Below are 20187 nucleotides of genomic sequence, written 5' to 3'. Positions count from 1 at the left end.
TGCCCGGCCGGCCGTCGAACGCCGAAGGCTGCATCAACCGTTGCCGGCCGCTGCAACCGCCCCTGTGCGCCCGCTGTCGCCGCGCTGCGCGGCCCCGGCCGCGCCGCCGCGCGCGAGCGCGTCTTCGTTTGCGCTCCAGCCACCGCCGAGCGCCTTTGCCAGAAATACCACCGTCGCCGCCTGCTGTCCGTGAATCTGCACCTGCTGGCGCTCGCTGGCAAGCAATTGCTGTTGCGCGTTGATGACGTCGATGAACGCAACGAGGCCGCCCTGATAGCGGTCGTTCGCGAGATCGAACGACTTGCGCGCGTCGTCCACCGCCGCCTGCGCGTCCGCCGACGCGCCCGCGAGCACCGACAGCCCGGTCACCGCATTCTGCACCTCCTGGAACGCGGTCAGCACCGTCTGCCGGTAGCTCGCCTGGGCGGACTCGTAACCGGCCTTCGCGAACGCGACGCCGGCTTCGCGCTTGCCGCCGTCGAACAGCACCTCGCCCGCCGCGCCGCCGAGCGACCACACGAGGCTCGGCACCGAGAACAGGGTCGAGAACCGCGTCGATTCCCAGCCGAGCGTCGGCGACAGCGTCAGGTCCGGAAAATACGCGGCGCGCGCAACGCCGATCTGCGCGTTCGCGGCCGCCATCGCGCGCTCGGCCGACGCGACGTCCGGGCGACGCTGCAACAGTTCGCTCGGCATGCCGGGCGGCAGGACCGGCACCGGCAGCGGACCGACCTTCGGCGCGAGCGCGAACCCGGGCGCGGCCTGGCCGGTCAGCGTCGCGACCGCGTGTTCGTACTGCGCGCGCTGGTTCACAAGCAGATGCACCTGGGTGCGCGTCGCGTCCAGTTGCGCCTTCTGCTGAAGCACGTTCAGCCCCGACACCGCGCCGAGGTCGTGCTGCGCGTTCACGAAGTCGAGCGCCTTCTGTTGCAGATCGACCGAGCGGTTCACGACGTCGATCTCGTTGTCGAGTTCGCGCAACGCGTAGTAGTCCGTCGCGAGTTCGGCGGTCAGCACGAGGCGCGCGTTCGCGAGGTCGTCGCCGGCCTGCTGCGCCGACGCCTGCGCGGATTCGACGGTGCGCCGGATGCGTCCGAACAGGTCCAGCTCATAGCTGACGGTCGGGCCGATCGCGAGGTCGTTCTGCACGGTCGACATGTTCGGCGTCGCGTAGCTCAACTGCGGCCGGTTCGCTGACACGCGCTCGCGTGCCGCGCTGGCATCGAGCGAGACTTGCGGCGCCTGCGCGGACGACACCGACGCGAGCGTCGCGCGCGCCTGTTCGTAATGCGCGGCCGCGACGCGCAGCGTCTGGTTGTCCGCGAGCGCCGCCTGTTCGAGACCGTCGAGGTCCGCGTCGCCGAACACCTTCCACCACTGCGGATCGAGCGGCGCATGCGCGGGCTGCGCGACGCGCCAGAACGAATCCGCCGGATCGACGCGCCACGCGGCCGGCGCGTCCGTCTGCGGCGCGCGGTAGTCGGGGCCGACCGTGCACGCGGCGAGCGCGGCCGCGGCGGCGAACGTCGCCGCGCTCCGCGCGAGCGTCGCGCTGCTGCGTTTCGCGCGCACGCCGGTCACGTCGCGCTCCGTGACGGCGACGATTGCGCCGGCTGGGGCGGCTGCGGCTCCGGCCGGCTATGCGCGGCCGGACTGCCCGCGCCCGCGGTCACGACGACGCTGTCGCCTTCCGCGATCGAGTCGCCCGGATTCAGGATCACGCGGTCGGTCCGCAGCAGGCCATGGCTGATTTCGAGCGTCTGGCCGAGATCGCGCGCGATCTCGATCTTCTTCAGATGCACCTTGCCGTCGGTGCCGGCGACCGCGACCTGCGGCCCCTGCGCGCGGAACAGCAGCGTGTTGCCGGGCACCGTCATCGTGCCGGCCGGGTCCATCTGCAACGCCGCCTGCACGTAGGTGCCGGGCAGCAGGCGGCCGTCGTGGTTCGGCAGCGTGATCTCGATCTGCAACGTGCGCGTCGCGACGCTGATCGCCTGCGACGTGCGCGTGATCCGGCCGTCGAACGCGACGCCCGGCAGTTCCGGCTGCGCGACGCTCACGTGCTGGCCGACCGCGACCTGGTTCGCGTAGGTCTGCGGCACGTCCACGTACAGCCGCAGCGAATCGGCCTGCGCGATCGTGAACAGCGCGCGGCCCGCGCCGTCGTTGCCCGCGTTCACCAGGTCGCCGATGTCGATGTTCCGCTGCGTGACCACGCCGTCGATCGGCGCGACGATCCGCTGGAACGACTTCGTCTGCGCGAGGCGGCGCACGTTCGCGTCGGCGGCCGCCACGTTCGCGATGTCCTGGCTGTACGCCCCCTGACGGTCGTCCAGCTCCTGCTGCGAGACGGCGTCGCGCAGGCGCAGTTGCTGCGCGCGTTCGAACGAGGTCCGCGCGAGCGCGAGCGTCGATTCGGCCTGCTGGCGCTGCGCCTGTGCCTGCGAAAGCTCCTGGTCGATCTCGGGCGTGTCGAGTTCCGCGAGCAGTTGCCCCTGCTTCACGTGCGCGCCGATGTCCGCGTACCAGTGCAGCACGTAGCCGTTCGCGCGCGAGTAGATCGGCGCCTCGACGTAACCGCGCAGCGTGCCGGGCAGCACGAGCCGGCCGTTGTCGCCGGCCGGCGACGGCTGCACGACGCTCACGTACTGCTTTGCGTTCTGCTTCGTCGTGTCGGCGAGGCGATGCGCGTTCATCAGGTTCGACACGATCGTGCGAGCCGCGCCCGCCGCGAGCAGCAGCGCGATCACGAGCAGCGCGATGCGCGCGCGGCGGCCGGCCTGGCCGCGCGCCGGCAGGTCCAGCCCCTCTTCGCCGCTGACGGCGATGTCGAGAGACGAGTGGCGGTGAGGATCGTTCATGTCGTCGACCATGAATAGCTGAATCGGTTGGAACGGCGCGTCATGGATGCGGCGCCTCGCGCTCGCGCTGCGCGGCCGCGCGCCGCGCGAGCCGGCTGTGCACGCCGGCGAACATCAGCGGCACGAACAGCAGCGTCGATACCGTCGCGAACAGCAGGCCGCCGATCACCGCGCGGCCGAGCGGCGCGTTCTGCTCCGCGCCTTCGCCGAGGCCGAGCGCCATCGGGACCATGCCGATCATCATCGCGAACGCGGTCATCAGCACCGGGCGAATCCGCGTCGCGCCCGCTTCGAGCGCGGCGGCGAGCGGCGGCACGCCCTGCGCGAGCCGCTGCCGCGCGAACGCGACGACGAGAATGCTGTTCGCGGTCGCGACGCCGACGGTCATGATCGCGCCGGTCAACGCCGGCACGCTCAGATGGGTGCCGGTGATGAACAGCATCCACGCGATGCCGGCGAGCGCGGCGGGCAACGCGCTGATGATGATGAGCGGATCGGCCCACGACTGGAAGTTCACGACGATCAGCAGATAAACCAGCACGATCGCCATCGCGATGCCGACGCCGAGCCCGATGAACGACGAGCGCATCGTGCCGATCTGGCCGCGCATCGTGATCGTCGTGCCGCGCGGCGCGTGCGCCTGCGCGTGGCGGATCACATTGTCGATTGCCGAGCCGACCGAGCCCAGATCGCTGCCCTCGACGCTGACCAGCAGATCGACGACCGGCCGGATGTTGTAATGCGTGACGATCGCGGGGCCGTCGTGCGGCTCCAGCCGCACGAGGTTGCTGACGAGTTGCAGCGGCGTATCCGGACGCGCGGACACCGGCGTGTTCATCAGGTCGCCGACCGACGTTTCCGCGTACTGCGGCGTCTGCACCGCGAGCGGATACTCGACGCCGTTCTGCGGGCTCACCCAGTACGCGGGCGACGTCTGCGTGCTGCCGGACAACGCGATCAGCACGTTCTGCGAGACGTTCTGCGCGCTCAGGTTCAACTGCTGCATCCGCGTGCGGTCCATCGCGAGCCGCAGCGCGGGCTCGTCGTTGCGCTGCTCGACGTGCGCATCGACCGCGCCCGGCAACTGGCGCACCTGCTTCAGCAGACTGCTCGCGAGCGTCATGTCCTGATCGAGGTTCGCGCCCGCGACCTGTACGTCGATGGCGGCGGGCTGCCCGAAGTTCAGGATCTGCGTGATGATGTCGGCCGGCTGAAAGAAGAACTCGACGCCCGGGAAACGCTGCGGCAGCAGTGTGCGCAATTTGTCGACGTAGATCCGCGACGGCGCGTGCCCTTCGTTCAGCGCGATCTGGATTTCGCCGTCGAGCGTGCCGATCGTGCCCGCGTTGCTGTACGACAGATTGATCCCGCTGTACGGCAGACCGAGGTTATCGACGATCGTTTCCAACTGGTCCGGCGGCACGACCTGGCGGATCACCTGCTCGACTTCGTCCGCGAGCCGCGCGGTCTCCTCGATCCGGTAGCCGGTCGGCGCGCGCATGTGCAGGCGGATGTCGCCCGCATCGACGCTCGGGAAGAAGTCGCGGCCGAGAAAAAACACGAGGCCGAGCGACGCGATGCAGAACGCGAGGAACGCGCTCGCGAACAGCTTGCGGCGCGCAAGCAGCAGGCTCAGCAGCGAGATATATGTTGCGCGCACGCGCTCGAACCCGGCGTTGAAACGCAGATGCACGCGCGCGAGCAGCGATGGCGGCGCGGCGTCGTTCGACGCGTGGCCCGCGTGCGGGCCGGCGTTCGACAGCAGCATCATCGCGAGCGTCGGCACCAGGGTGCGCGACAGGATGTACGACGCGACCATCGCGAACACGACCGCCTCCGCGAGCGGCACGAACAGGAACCGCGCGACGCCGGTCAGGAAGAACATCGGCACGAACACGATGCAGATGCACAGCGTCGACACGAGCGCCGGCACCGCGATCTCGCCCGCGCCTTCGAGAATGCCGTCGTGCAGCTTCGCGCCGAGGTGCAGATGCCGCTCGATGTTCTCGATCGTCACGGTCGCGTCGTCGACCAGAATGCCGACCGCGAGCGCGAGGCCGCCGAGCGTCATGATGTTGATCGTCTCGCCTAGCGCATACAGCGCGAGCAGCGACGCGAGAATCGACAGCGGAATCGACACCGCGATGATCAGCGTGCTGCGCCAGTTGCCGAGGAACAGCAGGATCATCAGCGCGGTCAGGCACGCGGCGATCAGCGCCTCGCGCACGACGCCCTGCACCGCCGCGCTGACGAAGATCGACTGGTCGAACAGCGGCTGGATCTGCATTTCGGCGGGCAGCGTGTCGCGCGCCTTCGGCAACAGGTCCTTCAACGCGCCGACCACCTGCAAGGTCGACGCATCGCCGCTCTTCAGGATCGACAGCAGCACGCCGCGCTGGCCGTCCTGGCGCACGATGTTGGTCTGCGGCGAGAAACCGTCGCGCACGTTCGCGACGTCGCCGAGATAGGTCGTCGCGCCGTCGAGCGTCTGCACCGGAATGCGGTTCAGGCCCGCGATCGTCTCGGGCGACGCGTTCGTGTCGATCCGGTATTCGGTCTGCCCGAGTTTCGCGGTGCCGGTCGGCAGGATCAGGTTCTGCGCGTTCACCGCGTTCACGATGTCCGCGGGCGTCAGGCCCTTCGCGATCAGCGAGCGCGTGTTCAGATCGACCGAGATCACGCGCGTCTTGCCGCCGTATGGGTACGGCACCTGCGCGCCCGGAATCGTGATCAGTTGCGGGCGCAGGAAGTTCATCGCGATGTCCGCGAGCGCCTGCTCGCTCATCGTCTTGCTCGACAGGCCGAGCTGGATCACCGGAATGCTCGACGCCGAATAGCTGATGACGAGCGGCGGCGTCGCGCCGGGCGGCATCTGCCGCAACTGTGCCTGCTCGGACGCGACGGTCTGCGCGATCGTGGTCTGCAGGCTCGCGCCCGGTTGCAGGAACAGCTTGATGATGGCGATGCCGGGCAGCGACTGCGACTCGATGTGCTCGATGTTGCTGACGGTCGTGGTCAGCCCGCGCTCGTTGACCGACGTGATGCGGTCGGCGACGTCCTTCGCGGACAGGCCCGTGTAGGTCCAGATGATGCTGATGACCGGGATGTTGATCGACGGCAGCACGTCGGTCGCCATCGACATCAGCGCGAACGGCGTCGCCAGCAGGATCATGAGGGCCATTACGATGAACGTGTAAGGCCGCTTCAGCGCGAGGTTGACAATCCACATGTGACTGTTTCGGACAGAGCTTCGGGCAAGCGGGCGACGCTGCGGACCGCGCGGTCACGCATCACAGGAAATGGCGCTGGCACGCTGCGGTCGCCAACAGGGCGAAACCGGCAGACCACGCAAAGCAGCGTTAAGCGCGCTGCGAATAACGGCTGACGCAGGGCCATCCGGTGCGCCGCGCCGTTCGGGTGGGCGAGCGCGGCGCGGATTCGTGCCTGTCGTGCCTAGTTCACGAGCCGCAGGCGCTCGGCCTCGCGGCTCTCGCGCGAGCGCACGTGCGGGACCACGCCCGGCAGCGACGCGTTGCACGCGCTCAGCGCCTCTTCCTGCTCCGCGAGCGTGACCGGCACGCTGTCGCGCAGGAACTCGACGAACGTTCGGATCTTCGCGTCGAGGTAACGGCGCGACGCATACAGCGCGTAGATGTTCAGCGTTTGCAGACGAAGCGTCGGCAGCACGCGCACGAGCGAGCCGTCCGCGAGGCCCGGCAGCGCGACCGGCACCGGCAGCGGTCCGATGCCCATGCCTTCGCGGATCGCGAGCGCAAGCGCCTCGGGATTGTTCACCTGGAACGGCGTGACGCCGGTATGACGGAACGTTTCGCCGTGCGGCCCCTCGGACACCCACTGGCCGGCGGGCAGGCTCGCGTCGGTCAGATGCAGGCAGGTATGGTGGTCGAGATCGTCGAACGATTCGGGCGCGCCGCGCGTGCGCAGATACTCGGGCGACGCGCACAGGATCGCGGCGGTGCTGCCGAGATGCTGCGAGATCAGCGCGGAATCCTCAAGCTGCGCCGCGATCACGACCGCGACGTCGAAGCCTTCCTCGATGATGTCGGGCATCTGCTGCGCGATGGTCAGATCGACGGCGACCTCGGGCTGATGCTGCTGGTAGCGCGCGATCAGCGGCATCACGTAGTGCTGGCCGAAGCTCGTGCCGCCGTACACGCGCAGCTTGCCGACCGGATTCGCATGCGCGGCCGCGGCTTCCGCCTCGGCCTGCTCGACGTCCGCGAGGATGCGCCGGCAGCTTTGCAGATAACGCTCGCCTGCCTCGGTCAGCGACATGCGCCGCGTGGTCCGGTTCAACAGCCGTGTGCGCAGCCGCGATTCGAGGTCGGTGATCGCGCGCGACACCTGCGCCGTCGTCATCGACTCGTGCGCGGCCGCGCGCGTGAAACTGCCGGACTCGACGACCCGGACGAAGATTCGCATGTTTCGCAGCGTATCCATCAGTTGCTCCTGTCCATCGTGACTGCCTCATTACCATGACCAACGATGGCGCCAGTCTGGCGGAACGGTCGTGGCTGGATGCTGACCCGCACATGACAGGCCAGACAGCTTGGCGGGCACGGCCCATCCGCGTATGATCCACCGCGTTTCGCCGCGCCGGCCGGTTCGCGCGGCGCACGGCGGTCGCGCCTGCATGCGGCCGGTTTCCGCCGCACCCGCGTCGCGGTTCGCACCCGGCTTTGCGCGCGACGTGTTGCGGCCGGTTCCCGCCCTGCCCCAGATGAAAGAACGATGACTTTCGACCTTGCGCTGCGACTCGCGGCCGCTTTCGCATGCGGCGTCGCGATCGGACTCGAACGCCAGATACGCCAGCGCACGGCTGGCCTGCGCACGATCACGCTCGTCGCAAGCGGCGCGAGCCTGTTCGTCACGCTCGGCGTGCTGACCGGCAACGGCACCGCCGGCGTCACGCAGATTTCGGCGTATGTGGTGTCCGGCGTCGGTTTCCTCGGCGGCGGCGTGATCATGCGCGACAAGGGCTCGATCCAGGGAATCAACACCGCCGCGACGCTATGGTGCTCGGCGGCGGTCGGCGTGCTGTGCGGCGCGGGCCATTACGGCCCGGCGGTCGCCGGCACCGCGATCGTGCTGCTGACGAACACGGTGCTGCGCGAAGTGAGCCGCTTCATCAACGCGACGCCGGTGTCGAATGCGGATCTCGTGCGCGAATACATGCTGACCGTCGTGTGCCGCGAGGAGGACGAGATTCATATTCGCACGGTGCTGACGAATTCGATGTATTCGACGCCGCTGTCGTTCCAGAGCCTGACGAGCGAGGACCTGGCGGACCGTCCGCAACAGGTGCGCGTAACCGCGACACTAAAGCTGCATCCGAAGGACCAGCCCAAGCTCGAACAGATGGCGAGCCGGCTCGCGATGGAAAAAAGCGTGTCCAGCGTCACGTGGACAGCCGCGGAAGTGGAAGCGGCGCCTGAATGAGCGGGAGGGTCCGTGATGCGCGGCGCCCGGCGCGCCGTTGCTGCGACGTTAGCTAATCAACGCACAATGCATGCGATCGGCATGTAAAAAAGCGTATGCAAATGTTAACTGGGCCTCACAGTCATGGACGCGCCCGATTCGTTCGATTAATCTGCCCTCACCGTGGGCTCGCTCACGTCAACAATGGGGGAAATCATATGGAACACGGCATCATCGCCTGGCTCATCATCGGCGCAATCGCAGGCTGGCTCGCCGGCATCCTCGTGAAGGGCGGCGGCTTCGGATTGATCGTCGATATCATCGTCGGGATCGTGGGCGCGTTCATCGGCGGATGGCTCGCGGGCCTGCTCGGCATCTCGATCGGCGGCGGCATGATCAGCTCGATCATCACGGCCATCATCGGCGCGGTCATCCTGCTGTTCATCATCCGGCTCTTCCGGCGAGCGTAGCCGCGCCGTCGCACGAAAAAAACGGGAGTGCCGTTGTCCGGCACTCCCGTTTTTGTTTTGGCGGCTTGTGTTTCGCCATGCGGCGGCGCTCGGGCCGCCCACAAGCTCAGACGTTCGCCGCGAGGCCCTGCGCGACGGCCGGCAGCATCGAACCGGTGTCGTTGAAGCGCAGATGCATTTCGAACGCCTTGTCCAGCCTGTGCGGCGTCTGGCCGCCGCCCTTCAGCGCGTCGCGATAGTAGTCGCGCAGCAGGTCGCGATACAGCGGATGCGCGCAGTGCTCGATGATCTGCAACGCGCGCTCGCGCGGCGCGAGCCCGCGCAGGTCGGCCAACCCCTGCTCGGTGACGATCACGTCGACGTCGTGTTCGTTGTGGTCGCAATGCGGGACCATCGGCACGATGCTCGAAATGCGGCCGTCCTTCGCTATCGACTTCGTCGCGAAGATCGCGCACGACGCGTTGCGCGCGAAGTCGCCGGAGCCGCCGATGCCGTTCATCATGTGCGTGCCGCCGACGTGCGTCGAGTTCACGTTGCCGTAGATGTCGCATTCGAGCGCGGTGTTCAGCGCGATCAGGCCGAGCCGGCGAATCACTTCCGGATGGTTGCTGACCTCCTGCGGACGCAGCACGAGACGGTCGCGATAGCGGTCGAGTTCGGCCAGCACCTGCGCCTGGCGCGTCGCGGACAGCGTCATCGACGCGCCCGACGCGAACACCATCTTGCCCGCGTCGAGCAGGTCGAACGTCGAGTCCTGCAACACCTCGGAGTACATCGTCAGCGCCTCGAACGGCGACGACACGAAACCGGACAGCACCGCGTTCGCGATCGTGCCGATGCCGGCCTGGATCGGCGGCAGTTGCGCGGGCATCCGGCCATGCGTGACCTCGTGCTGCATGAATTCGATCAGATGGCCGGCGATGCGCGCGGTTTCGTCGTCGGCGGGCAGCACGGTGGACGGGCTGTCGGCCTCGTTCGTGATGACGATCGCCGCGATCTTTTCCGGCGGAATCTCGATGGCCGTAACGCCGACGCGGTCGCTCGGGCTCACGACCGGCAACGGGTCGCGATGCGGGCGGCGGCCCGGAATCCAGATGTCGTGCAGCCCTTCGAGCGCGAGCGGCTGCGCGAGATTCACCTCGACGATGACCTTGTCCGCGAGGATCGCGAAGCTGGCCGAGTTGCCGACCGACGTGGTCGGCACGATGCCGCCGGTTTCGGTGATCGCGACCGCCTCGATGATCGCGAGATCGAGCTTGCCGAGCAGGTTCGCGCGCAGCATCTCGACCGTCTCGGACAGATGCTGGTCGATGAACATCACCTCGCCGCGATTGATCGCGTTGCGCAGCGTGGTGTCCACCTGGAACGGCAGCCGGCGTTCGAGCACGCCGGCCTCGGTCAGCATGCGGTCGACGTCGTGGCCGAGCGATGCGCCGGTCATCAGCGTGATGCGCAGCGGCTCTTTTTCCTCGCGCGCGCGGCGCGCCAGTTCGAGCGGCACGGCTTTCGTGTCGCCGGCCCGCGTGAAACCGCTCGCGCCGACGCGCATGCCGTTGCGCACGAGCTGCGCCGCCTCGGCGGCCGAAGTGATCTTCCCGCGCAACGCGGCACAACGAATACGGTCTTCGTACATCAAAGTCTCCACAGTTATCCTTTCCACCAATGCCGTTCGCGAGTCCCGCTCCGGTGGCTTCCTTCAACGTCGCGCATGGGCGCGGCCCCTCAAACGCACAATGCCGCGGCACCCGGATTGCGGTGTCGCGGCATGTCGTCGGCATGCGGTTGCATGGCCGTTCTGCGATGGATTAGCTACCGAAGTAGATGTTGCAGAAGCTGACGGGACCGACGCAGTCATCGACTTTCTTCGCCGGCTTGGCAGCGTCGCGGCGGGCCGAGGCGTCGGCTGCGGACGTGCCGGGTTGTGCAACCTGCTGCGGAGCGTTCGCCGTGGGCGCTTCCGTCTGTGCATACGCAGCGGCGGCGGCGGCAAACAACGAACAGGCGACAACGGCGACTTTCAGGGACTTCATTTTACTCTCCAGTGCTATGGGGTACTGCGTGGCAGTGGTGTGACTATATGATCCAGGTCGTCATTGATTAAGAAGCCGCGCTGGAATGCATTTTTCCGTCCGATAGCAAGATCGCCTGCCTTGACACCGGTACGCATCGGTCAACGCGCGCGCGATCTCGGGCCGCTCCGCGAAATCGCGCCGAGCGGCGCGTCGCGGTCCAGCAGCGCGCTGCGGATGAAATGCAGATAACTGAGCAGCCGTTGCAGGTCGTGGCGCCGCCCGCGGTCCGTATGCACGGCGTCGAGCACCTGTTGCGCGACCCACGTGGCCGCGCGCACCGACACCAGCGCGCGGTCGAGCTGGCGTCGATCGGGGCGGGAGAACAGCGTCGCGATGTCGGCGAGCACGCGTTCGACGCACGCGGGCCAGCGGTCGTCGAGCGTGCCGATATACCGCGCGTGCGCCGCCTCGCGGCGCAGGTCGATCACGGCATGCCCGACTTCGAGCGCGACCAGCATCCAGCGCAGCGCGCGCCGATGCGCGCTTATCCGGCCGCTCAACAAGAGCCGCAGTTGATGCATCAGATCGTGCGTGCCGGACTGGAACCGCTGGCCGAGTCCGTCGAGCTTGCCGGTGCACGCGAGCACGACCTGGCCGCGCAGGTCCACGCACATCCGCTCGATCAGCCATCCCATGTGCGGCGGAAACACGATCGCGAACGCGAGCGCGGCGACCAGCATCGCCGCGACGATCGCGATGCCGTTGTTGATCAGCAGGTCCGGCGCGTAGACGATCACGTTGTCCGGCCCCGCGAGCAGGCAGAAGAACACCGAAAAGCCGATGCCGTAGCCGGACACGCCGCGTCGGGCGGCGAGAAACGCGCCGGGCGCGAGCACCGGCACGAGCACCGCGCAGAGCAGCAGGAAACCGTCCACGTTCGGATACACATAACAACTGAACAGATAACCGACCGACGAACCGAATATCGCGCCGACGGCCATCTGCACGGCCATCCGCGTCGCGTTCGGCGTGGACGACGTCAGCGCGCAGGTCAGCGCGGCGGCGATCATCGCGAGGCCGCCGCTCGGCCAGTCCGTCTCGATCCAGAACCAGCCGATCGCGGCCATCACGACCGCCGTGCGCACGAACGTGAACGCAACGACGTACCAGTTCGTCCTGGCGACATAGCGCGTGGCACGCGATGCGCGCGCGACCGTCGGCAATGTCAGCGCCGCGTAAGTCTCGCTGTACTGGATCACTTCCGTCGTGAAGCGGTACAGCAGTTCCGCCAACGTATCGAAGTCCTGCAACGCGTCGGGTGATGCGTTTTCGAGCGGACGCCGCGTCTCGCGCACGCTGCGCGGCAGCGTGCACTGAAACGTATGCAGCGCGCGGGCGATGCGGGTCGCGTACGCGCGGTCCGTTTCGTCCGGATACGGCCGTTGCGCGAGCAAGGTCGAAAGCGCGTTGAAATACGGGGCGAGCGGCTGGATCGCGGCGTTGTCCCAGCGCAGCCGCTTCAGCAACTGCCGCAGCGCGTGCAGCCGCGCGCACACGTGCATGAATTCGTCGTTCAGGCGCGCGAGATGCTGGCTGCGCGAGCGCAGTATCGGGTCCTCGAAAAACGAATACGCGCGGGTCGCCTCGAAACTGACGATTTCGTCGACGAGGCTCGCAAAACGGCCTTCGAATGCACGCCGCTCGACCCCGCCTGCCAGCACGCCCGCTGCGAAAGCAGTAAAATCGCGGAACCGCATGCGCAGCGTCTGGGTCAGCAACGAACCCGACTGCCGCGGCATGATCACCGCGCTCACGATCCCCGAGCACAGAATGCCGATCGCGACTTCCGCGCCTCGTCCGAGCGCCGCGAGAAACAGCCCGTTGGGCTGCGTGACGACCGGTATCCCGATCAGCGCCGCCGTATAGCCTGCGAGCACGAAGCCGTACCAGCGAAAATGTCTATTCCGCATTGCCGCCGCAGTACAGGCGGCAACCCACGCCGTGATCCCGAGGATGTACAACTCGGGCTGCTGCACGAACACCGCGCCCAGCACCACGGCCGCCACCATCCCGACTCCGGTGCCGACGATCCGGTACACGCTCTTCGCGAACACCATGCCCGACAGCGGCTGCATCAGCACGAACACGGTGGTCATCGCGATGCGCGGCTGGGGCAGATCGAGCAGCATCGCGATGCCCATCGCCATCAGGCAGGCGGTGACCGTCTTCAGCAGATGCAGCCAGACTGCGCCGTCGGTGCCCTGCCAGTCGCGCACGGCCCGCCGGGTCGCGCGCCATAGGGATTCGACGCGCCGACGCGAGTCGAACGTCCGGTTGATCGCTTGCTGGCGGTTCATGAAAAGCGCACTACGGCGGGCTGTTACGGAAAGACCGGAGGCGGGTCGCCAAAGGTAGAGGGGCCGATTGTAGGAGCGCCGATCAGGCGAATTAACGCGACGGACAGTGAACGTCCGTTCCATATCACTCAACAATGAAGCGGCCCGGGAGGCGGACAATAGCGCCTCCGTGCCGAATATGAAGAATTGATGGATACGCTACAAAATATGCGGGTCTTCGTCCGCGTGGTCGAAGCCGGCAGTTTCACTGCCGCTGCGCAGTCGCTCGATTCGACGACGGGTGCGATGTCGCGCGCCGTGTCGGAACTCGAAGCGCATCTGCGCACGCGCCTGCTGAATCGCTCGACGCGCCGGCTCGCGCTGACGCCCGCGGGCGAGCGGTATCTGAAACGCTGCACGCAGATACTCGCCGACGTCGACAGCGCCGAAGAGGAAGCGAGCTGCGCACACGAACGCCCTGCCGGCGCGTTGCGCATGCATAGTTTCGCGAGCATCGGACAGCAATACGTGCTGCCGGCGATCTCGCGCTACCGCGCGTTGCATCCGGAAGTGACGGTAGAGCTGACGCTGTCGCAGCGGATGCCGGATCTGTTCGAGGGCAGCAGCGACGTGTCGATCGTGACGGCGTCGTCGCTGCCGAATTCGGATCTCGTCTCGCATCAACTCGGATCGAGCTGCAGCATCCTGTGCGCGTCGCCAGCGTATCTGCGAGCGCACGGTGCGCCGCGCGTGCCGGCCGATCTCGCGCATCACGACTGCCTGATCCTGAAGACGCCCGCGTTTCCGGCCCACGAGTGGGTGTTGGAAGGTCCGGAAGGCAGCGTCGAGATGGAAGTGGATGGACCGGTGCAGGTGAATATCGCGGAATCGCTTGCTGTCGCGATCCGGGAGGGGATGGGTATCGGCACGCTGCCGGTGTATGCGGCGGTCGAAGGACTAAGCAATGGAACGCTGATGCGCGTGCTGCCCCATCACACGCTGCAGAAGACCAACGTGTATGCGCTTTATCCGTCGCGCAAGTTCGTCGATGCGAAAACGAAGACGTGGGTGGAGTTTTTGCGGGCGCACCTGCCGGAGGTGATTGCCCGCGATCAGGCGCTGCTCGATGAGCTTACGCAGGAACAGCTGGCTGGTGAAGCGTTAGCGGCTGTCGAGGATGAAGACGTCGTGCATGCGGTGAAAAGCACGAACTGACGGTTTGGGAAAGGAGTGGATCGGCCTGCTGCGATGTTTCGGCAGGCCGTTTTCGTTGTTGTGCTGCCGTGGTTCTGCTTTGAGCAAAGCGATTCGTCTGTACAGCAGGGATGCCGATGGTGCCGGGGCGTTATAGTTTTTCAGTGCCGTAAACGCCGAACCCCGACCCTCCGTTGGATGGAGAGGCCGGGGTATCGGGGACAGCATGAGGAGCCTGACGATTACCTACTTTCACACGGGCAATCCGCACTATCATCGGCGTGGAGTCGTTTCACGGTCCTGTTCGGGATGGGAAGGGGTGGGACCGACTCGCTATGGTCATCAGGCATGACGGGTTGCTGCGTCGCGGTTTGGGGTCGCGCCACAGCCAATCTGGAAGAAGCGTAAAGAGTGGGGGTTGTGATGTTCTGCACAACACGTTCTCAACTTGCGGCGCATCCCGCTGGGGGATGGGTCCGGCCGGGTGCTGAGGCACCGGCCATGACCGACACACCTGTTATAGGATCAAGCCTTACGGGCAATTAGTATCAGTTAGCTTAACGCATTACTGCGCTTCCACACCTGACCTATCAACGTCCTGGTCTTGAACGACCCTTCAAGGGGCTCGAAGCCCCGGGGAAGTCTCATCTTGAGGCGAGTTTCCCGCTTAGATGCTTTCAGCGGTTATCTCTTCCGAACATAGCTACCCGGCGATGCCACTGGCGTGACAACCGGTACACCAGAGGTTCGTCCACTCCGGTCCTCTCGTACTAGGAGCAGGCCCCCTCAAACTTCCAGCGCCCACGGCAGATAGGGACCAAACTGTCTCACGACGTTTTAAACCCAGCTCACGTACCTCTTTAAATGGCGAACAGCCATACCCTTGGGACCGGCTACAGCCCCAGGATGAGATGAGCCGACATCGAGGTGCCAAACACCGCCGTCGATATGAACTCTTGGGCGGTATCAGCCTGTTATCCCCAGAGTACCTTTTATCCGTTGAGCGATGGCCCTTCCATACAGAACCACCGGATCACTATGACCTGCTTTCGCACCTGCTCGACTTGTCAGTCTCGCAGTCAAGCACGCTTATGCCATTGCACTATCAGCACGATTTCCGACCGTACCTAGCGTACCTTCGTACTCCTCCGTTACCCTTTGGGAGGAGACCGCCCCAGTCAAACTGCCTGCCATGCACTGTCCCCGATCCGGATAACGGACCAAGGTTAGAACCTCAAACAGATCAGGGTGGTATTTCAAGGACGGCTCCACGACAACTGGCGTTGCCGCTTCACAGCCTCCCACCTATCCTACACAAACCGGTTCAAAGTCCAATGCAAAGCTGCAGTAAAGGTTCATGGGGTCTTTCCGTCTAGCCGCGGGGAGATTGCATCATCACAAACACTTCAACTTCGCTGAGTCTCGGGAGGAGACAGTGTGGCCATCGTTACGCCATTCGTGCAGGTCGGAACTTACCCGACAAGGAATTTCGCTACCTTAGGACCGTTATAGTTACGGCCGCCGTTTACCGGGACTTCAATCAAGAGCTTGCACCCCATCATTTAATCTTCCGGCACCGGGCAGGCGTCACACCCTATACGTCCACTTTCGTGTTTGCAGAGTGCTGTGTTTTTATTAAACAGTCGCAGCCACCAGTTTATTGCAACCCCTTCACCCTCACGGCGCGAGCCGCTCAAGCTACAGGGGCGTACCTTATCCCGAAGTTACGGTACCAATTTGCCGAGTTCCTTCTCCCGAGTTCTCTCAAGCGCCTTAGAATACTCATCTCGCCCACCTGTGTCGGTTTGCGGTACGGTCACTGTGAAACTGAAGCTTAGAGGCTTTTCCTGGAACCCCTTCCGATTGCTTCGCTCCCGAAGGAGCTCGCGCCACACCCTTGAATTCCGTACCCGGATTTGCCAGGGTACCTTCTCCAATGCAGCGACCGGGACTTCCAACACCCGGACAACCTTCCGCGATCCGTCCCCCCATCGCATTTCACAATGGTGCAGAAATATTAATCTGCTTCCCATCAGCTACGCATTTCTGCCTCGCCTTAGGGGCCGACTCACCCTACGCCGATGAACGTTGCGTAGGAAACCTTGGGCTTACGGCGAGGGGGCCTTTCACCCCCTTTATCGCTACTCATGTCAGCATTCGCACTTCCGATACCTCCAGCACACTTTCCAGTGCACCTTCGCAGGCTTACGGAACGCTCTCCTACCATGCGTGCAAGCACGCATCCGCAGCTTCGGTAACTGGCTTAGCCCCGTTACATCTTCCGCGCAGGACGACTCGATCAGTGAGCTATTACGCTTTCTTTAAAGGGTGGCTGCTTCTAAGCCAACCTCCTGACTGTTTTTGCCTTCCCACTTCGTTTCCCACTTAGCCAATTTTAGGGACCTTAGCTGGCGGTCTGGGTTGTTTCCCTCTTGACACCGGACGTTAGCACCCGATGTCTGTCTCCCGTGATTGCACTCTTCGGTATTCGGAGTTTGCTATGGCGAAGTAATCCGCAATGGACCCTTCAACCATGACAGTGCTCTACCCCGAAGGTGATACACGAGGCACTACCTAAATAGTTTTCGGAGAGAACCAGCTATTTCCAGGTTTGTTTAGCCTTTCACCCCTATCCACAGCTCATCCCCTAACTTTTCAACGTTAGTGGGTTCGGCCCTCCAGCACGTGTTACCGTGCCTTCAGCCTGGCCATGGATAGATCACCTGGTTTCGGGTCTACACCCAGCGACTGGACGCCCTGTTCGGACTCGCTTTCGCTACGCCTGCCCTATACGGTTAAGCTCGCCACTGAATGTAAGTCGCTGACCCATTATACAAAAGGTACGCCGTCACCCCTTGCGAGGCTCCGACTGTTTGTATGCATGCGGTTTCAGGATCTGTTTCACTCCCCTCCCGGGGTTCTTTTCGCCTTTCCCTCACGGTACTGGTTCACTATCGGTCGATCACGAGTATTTAGCCTTGGAGGATGGTCCCCCCATCTTCAGACAGGATTTCACGTGTCCCGCCCTACTTGTCGCATACCTAGTTCTTCCATGCCGTTTTCGTCTACAGGGCTATCACCTGCTATGGCCGCACTTTCCAGAGCGTTCGACTAACGGTACAGATAAAGAATGCAGGCTGATCCCATTTCGCTCGCCACTACTCTGGGAATCTCGGTTGATTTCTGTTCCTGCGGCTACTTAGATGTTTCAGTTCGCCGCGTTCGCTTCACATGGCCTATGTATTCAGCCATGGATACTCCATTCGGAGTGGGTTTCCCCATTCGGACATCTCCGGATCAAAGCTTGTTTGCCAGCTCCCCGGAGCTTTTCGCAGGCTACCGCGTCCTTCATCGCCTGTGATCGCCAAGGCATCCACCACATGCACTTGTTCGCTTGACCCTATAACGGGTGGGCCTCTTTCGAAGCCGCTCCGCTACAGGTTGAGTTTTAGCGTTGTGCCGTATTCCAATCCGTCTTGCGACGGCCTTGAGATACATCGATACAATCACAACCCTGATTCTCTACTCACACCCATCTCTAAGTGCTTTCGATGAATCTCTTTACTACTTCTTCCTGATTGTTAAAGAACGACAGCCGATAATCAGCTGACTGGCTCAGTCGCCAATGCGCAATGCCCTGAACAGGACACTGTGCACTGATGACTGATGGACAGACCTTGGTGGAGGCAGACGGGATCGAACCGACGACCCCCTGCTTGCAAAGCAGGTGCTCTCCCAGCTGAGCTATGCCCCCCCGTGTCTTGCGTACACACGCGGGAGACTGTGGCTCGCACCCTCCGGACCAGGATGGTGGGTCTGGCTGGATTCGAACCAGCGACCCCCGCCTTATCAAGACGGTGCTCTAACCGACTGAGCTACAGACCCCCGGGTCTGTCCTTCTCTCTACAGCCGACAAGTGTGAGCGCTCTGACACGGAAACCGCGCATAGCTCTGGAAAGGAGGTGATCCAGCCGCACCTTCCGATACGGCTACCTTGTTACGACTTCACCCCAGTCATGAATCCTGCCGTGGTGACCGTCCTCCTTGCGGTTAGACTAGCCACTTCTGGCAAAACCCACTCCCATGGTGTGACGGGCGGTGTGTACAAGACCCGGGAACGTATTCACCGCGGCATGCTGATCCGCGATTACTAGCGATTCCAGCTTCACGCAGTCGAGTTGCAGACTGCGATCCGGACTACGATCGGTTTTCTGGGATTGGCTCCCCCTCGCGGGTTGGCGACCCTCTGTTCCGACCATTGTATGACGTGTGAAGCCCTACCCATAAGGGCCATGAGGACTTGACGTCATCCCCACCTTCCTCCGGTTTGTCACCGGCAGTCTCCCTGGAGTGCTCTTGCGTAGCAACTAGGGACAAGGGTTGCGCTCGTTGCGGGACTTAACCCAACATCTCACGACACGAGCTGACGACAGCCATGCAGCACCTGTGTTACGGCTCCCTTTCGGGCACCCCCGGCTCTCACCAGGGTTCCGTACATGTCAAGGGTAGGTAAGGTTTTTCGCGTTGCATCGAATTAATCCACATCATCCACCGCTTGTGCGGGTCCCCGTCAATTCCTTTGAGTTTTAATCTTGCGACCGTACTCCCCAGGCGGTCAACTTCACGCGTTAGCTACGTTACTAAGGAAATGAATCCCCAACAACCAGTTGACATCGTTTAGGGCGTGGACTACCAGGGTATCTAATCCTGTTTGCTCCCCACGCTTTCGTGCATGAGCGTCAGTATTGGCCCAGGGGGCTGCCTTCGCCATCGGTGTTCCTCCACATCTCTACGCATTTCACTGCTACACGTGGAATTCCACCCCCCTCTGCCATACTCCAGCGATGCAGTCACCAATGCAGTTCCCAGGTTAAGCCCGGGGATTTCACATCGGTCTTACATCACCGCCTGCGCACGCTTTACGCCCAGTAATTCCGATTAACGCTCGCACCCTACGTATTACCGCGGCTGCTGGCACGTAGTTAGCCGGTGCTTATTCTTCCGGTACCGTCATCCACCCCCGGTATTAGCAGGGATGATTTCTTTCCGGACAAAAGTGCTTTACAACCCGAAGGCCTTCTTCACACACGCGGCATTGCTGGATCAGGGTTGCCCCCATTGTCCAAAATTCCCCACTGCTGCCTCCCGTAGGAGTCTGGGCCGTGTCTCAGTCCCAGTGTGGCTGGTCGTCCTCTCAGACCAGCTACGGATCGTCGGCTTGGTAGGCCTTTACCCCACCAACTACCTAATCCGCCATCGGCCGCCCCGTTAGCGCGAGGCCTTTCGGTCCCCCGCTTTCATCCACAGATCGTATGCGGTATTAATCCGGCTTTCGCCGGGCTATCCCCCACTAATGGACACGTTCCGATGTATTACTCACCCGTTCGCCACTCGCCGCCAGGGTTGCCCCCGCGCTGCCGTTCGACTTGCATGTGTAAGGCATGCCGCCAGCGTTCAATCTGAGCCAGGATCAAACTCTTCAGTTCAAACCTGTTACTGTCTTTCGGTTCCAGTGATCTCTCACCGGAGCCGGTCGCTCACTCAAAGTGCTGACAGATTCCACCCCCGTTTCTCAACGGACGTGAAACCCACCTTTACTTTCGTGCGAGCGCCTTGCTGCTGATACTTTTGCTGCACCCTCTCCCGAAGGAGAAGATGTCGCGCAGTCCGCATCGAGCGCCCACACTTATCGGCTGTAAATTTTTAAAGATCGCGTCACACTCAACCCCGGAAAACCACTCACTACCCGGCGTTTCGTGCGTTGCTGCGTCAGCAGCAGAGAAACGAGATTATGCAGACCGTTCAGCTATCCGTCAACAGGTTTTTTTACTTCCCTCAACCCGTCACGCTCACCGCTCCTGCGCCCGCAAAGGCC

Annotated in this window: 10 protein-coding genes, 2 tRNA genes and 3 rRNA genes; 3 read left to right on the top strand and 12 right to left on the bottom strand. The window is 63.8% G+C overall.

What is annotated here, in order from left to right; genetic code table 11:
* Positions 1-33 precede the first annotated feature (33 nt).
* The 4 genes from BLV92_RS23815 to BLV92_RS23800 form a co-directional block, all read right to left on the bottom strand.
* Positions 34-1572 (bottom strand): efflux transporter outer membrane subunit, encoded by a 1539-nt coding sequence (locus BLV92_RS23815; RefSeq protein ID WP_090551379.1) that lies wholly within the window; start codon positions 1570-1572, stop codon positions 34-36.
* A gap of 5 nt (positions 1573-1577) precedes the next feature.
* A complete protein-coding gene (locus tag BLV92_RS23810) occupies positions 1578-2861 on the bottom strand; it encodes an efflux RND transporter periplasmic adaptor subunit (RefSeq protein WP_090551377.1) in 1284 nt (427 codons plus the stop codon).
* A gap of 40 nt (positions 2862-2901) precedes the next feature.
* Positions 2902-6090 carry an efflux RND transporter permease subunit gene (locus BLV92_RS23805; protein ID WP_090549763.1) on the bottom strand — a complete coding sequence of 1063 codons (3189 nt, stop codon included), beginning with the start codon at positions 6088-6090 and terminating at the stop codon, positions 2902-2904.
* Positions 6091-6314: 224 nt separating this feature from the next.
* Positions 6315-7322: a LysR family transcriptional regulator gene (locus tag BLV92_RS23800; protein WP_090549759.1), complete on the bottom strand. Its 1008-nt coding sequence runs from the start codon at positions 7320-7322 to the stop codon at positions 6315-6317.
* A 291-nt stretch (positions 7323-7613) separates the two neighbouring features.
* Between BLV92_RS23800 and BLV92_RS23795 the strand changes: the two genes are divergently transcribed.
* Positions 7614-8321: an MgtC/SapB family protein gene (locus tag BLV92_RS23795; protein ID WP_090549756.1), complete on the top strand. Its 708-nt coding sequence runs from the start codon at positions 7614-7616 to the stop codon at positions 8319-8321.
* A gap of 197 nt (positions 8322-8518) precedes the next feature.
* Positions 8519-8770, top strand: coding sequence for a GlsB/YeaQ/YmgE family stress response membrane protein (locus BLV92_RS23790; protein WP_090549753.1), 252 nt, complete (start codon positions 8519-8521; stop codon positions 8768-8770).
* Positions 8771-8876: 106 nt separating this feature from the next.
* Here BLV92_RS23790 and BLV92_RS23785 read toward each other — a convergent pair whose 3' ends face one another.
* The 3 genes from BLV92_RS23785 to BLV92_RS23775 form a co-directional block, all read right to left on the bottom strand.
* A complete protein-coding gene (locus BLV92_RS23785) occupies positions 8877-10403 on the bottom strand; it encodes a succinyl-CoA:acetate CoA-transferase ScpC (protein ID WP_090549750.1) in 1527 nt (508 codons plus the stop codon).
* 172 nt (positions 10404-10575) lie between these two features.
* The gene (locus BLV92_RS23780) at positions 10576-10800 is read right to left on the bottom strand and encodes a hypothetical protein (RefSeq protein ID WP_090549747.1); all 225 of its coding nucleotides are present in this window, start codon (positions 10798-10800) and stop codon (positions 10576-10578) included.
* Positions 10801-10940: 140 nt separating this feature from the next.
* Positions 10941-13139, bottom strand: a complete 2199-nt coding sequence (locus BLV92_RS23775) for an FUSC family protein (protein ID WP_090549744.1) — start codon at positions 13137-13139, stop codon at positions 10941-10943.
* Positions 13140-13328: 189 nt separating this feature from the next.
* Between BLV92_RS23775 and BLV92_RS23770 the strand changes: the two genes are divergently transcribed.
* Positions 13329-14333 carry a LysR family transcriptional regulator gene (locus tag BLV92_RS23770; protein ID WP_090549741.1) on the top strand — a complete coding sequence of 335 codons (1005 nt, stop codon included), beginning with the start codon at positions 13329-13331 and terminating at the stop codon, positions 14331-14333.
* A 212-nt stretch (positions 14334-14545) separates the two neighbouring features.
* Here the strand turns inward: BLV92_RS23770 and rrf are convergent.
* The 5 genes from rrf to BLV92_RS23745 form a co-directional block, all read right to left on the bottom strand.
* A 5S ribosomal RNA gene (rrf, locus tag BLV92_RS23765) occupies positions 14546-14659 on the bottom strand.
* Positions 14660-14833: 174 nt separating this feature from the next.
* A 23S ribosomal RNA gene (locus tag BLV92_RS23760) occupies positions 14834-17712 on the bottom strand.
* Between the two features lie 278 nt (positions 17713-17990).
* A tRNA-Ala gene (locus BLV92_RS23755) sits at positions 17991-18066 on the bottom strand.
* A gap of 54 nt (positions 18067-18120) precedes the next feature.
* A tRNA-Ile gene (locus BLV92_RS23750) sits at positions 18121-18197 on the bottom strand.
* A 70-nt stretch (positions 18198-18267) separates the two neighbouring features.
* Positions 18268-19798, bottom strand: a 16S ribosomal RNA gene (locus BLV92_RS23745).
* Together the 16S, 23S and 5S rRNA genes with 2 tRNA genes alongside form the textbook arrangement of a ribosomal RNA operon.
* Positions 19799-20187: the final 389 nt, after the last annotated feature.

The sequence above is a fragment of the Paraburkholderia caballeronis genome, assembly GCF_900104845.1.
In the GTDB taxonomy this organism is placed as follows: Bacteria; Pseudomonadota; Gammaproteobacteria; order Burkholderiales; family Burkholderiaceae; genus Paraburkholderia; species Paraburkholderia caballeronis.
The sequence above is the reverse complement of the archived record's forward strand: the minus strand, read 5'-3'. Positions and strand labels throughout refer to the sequence as shown.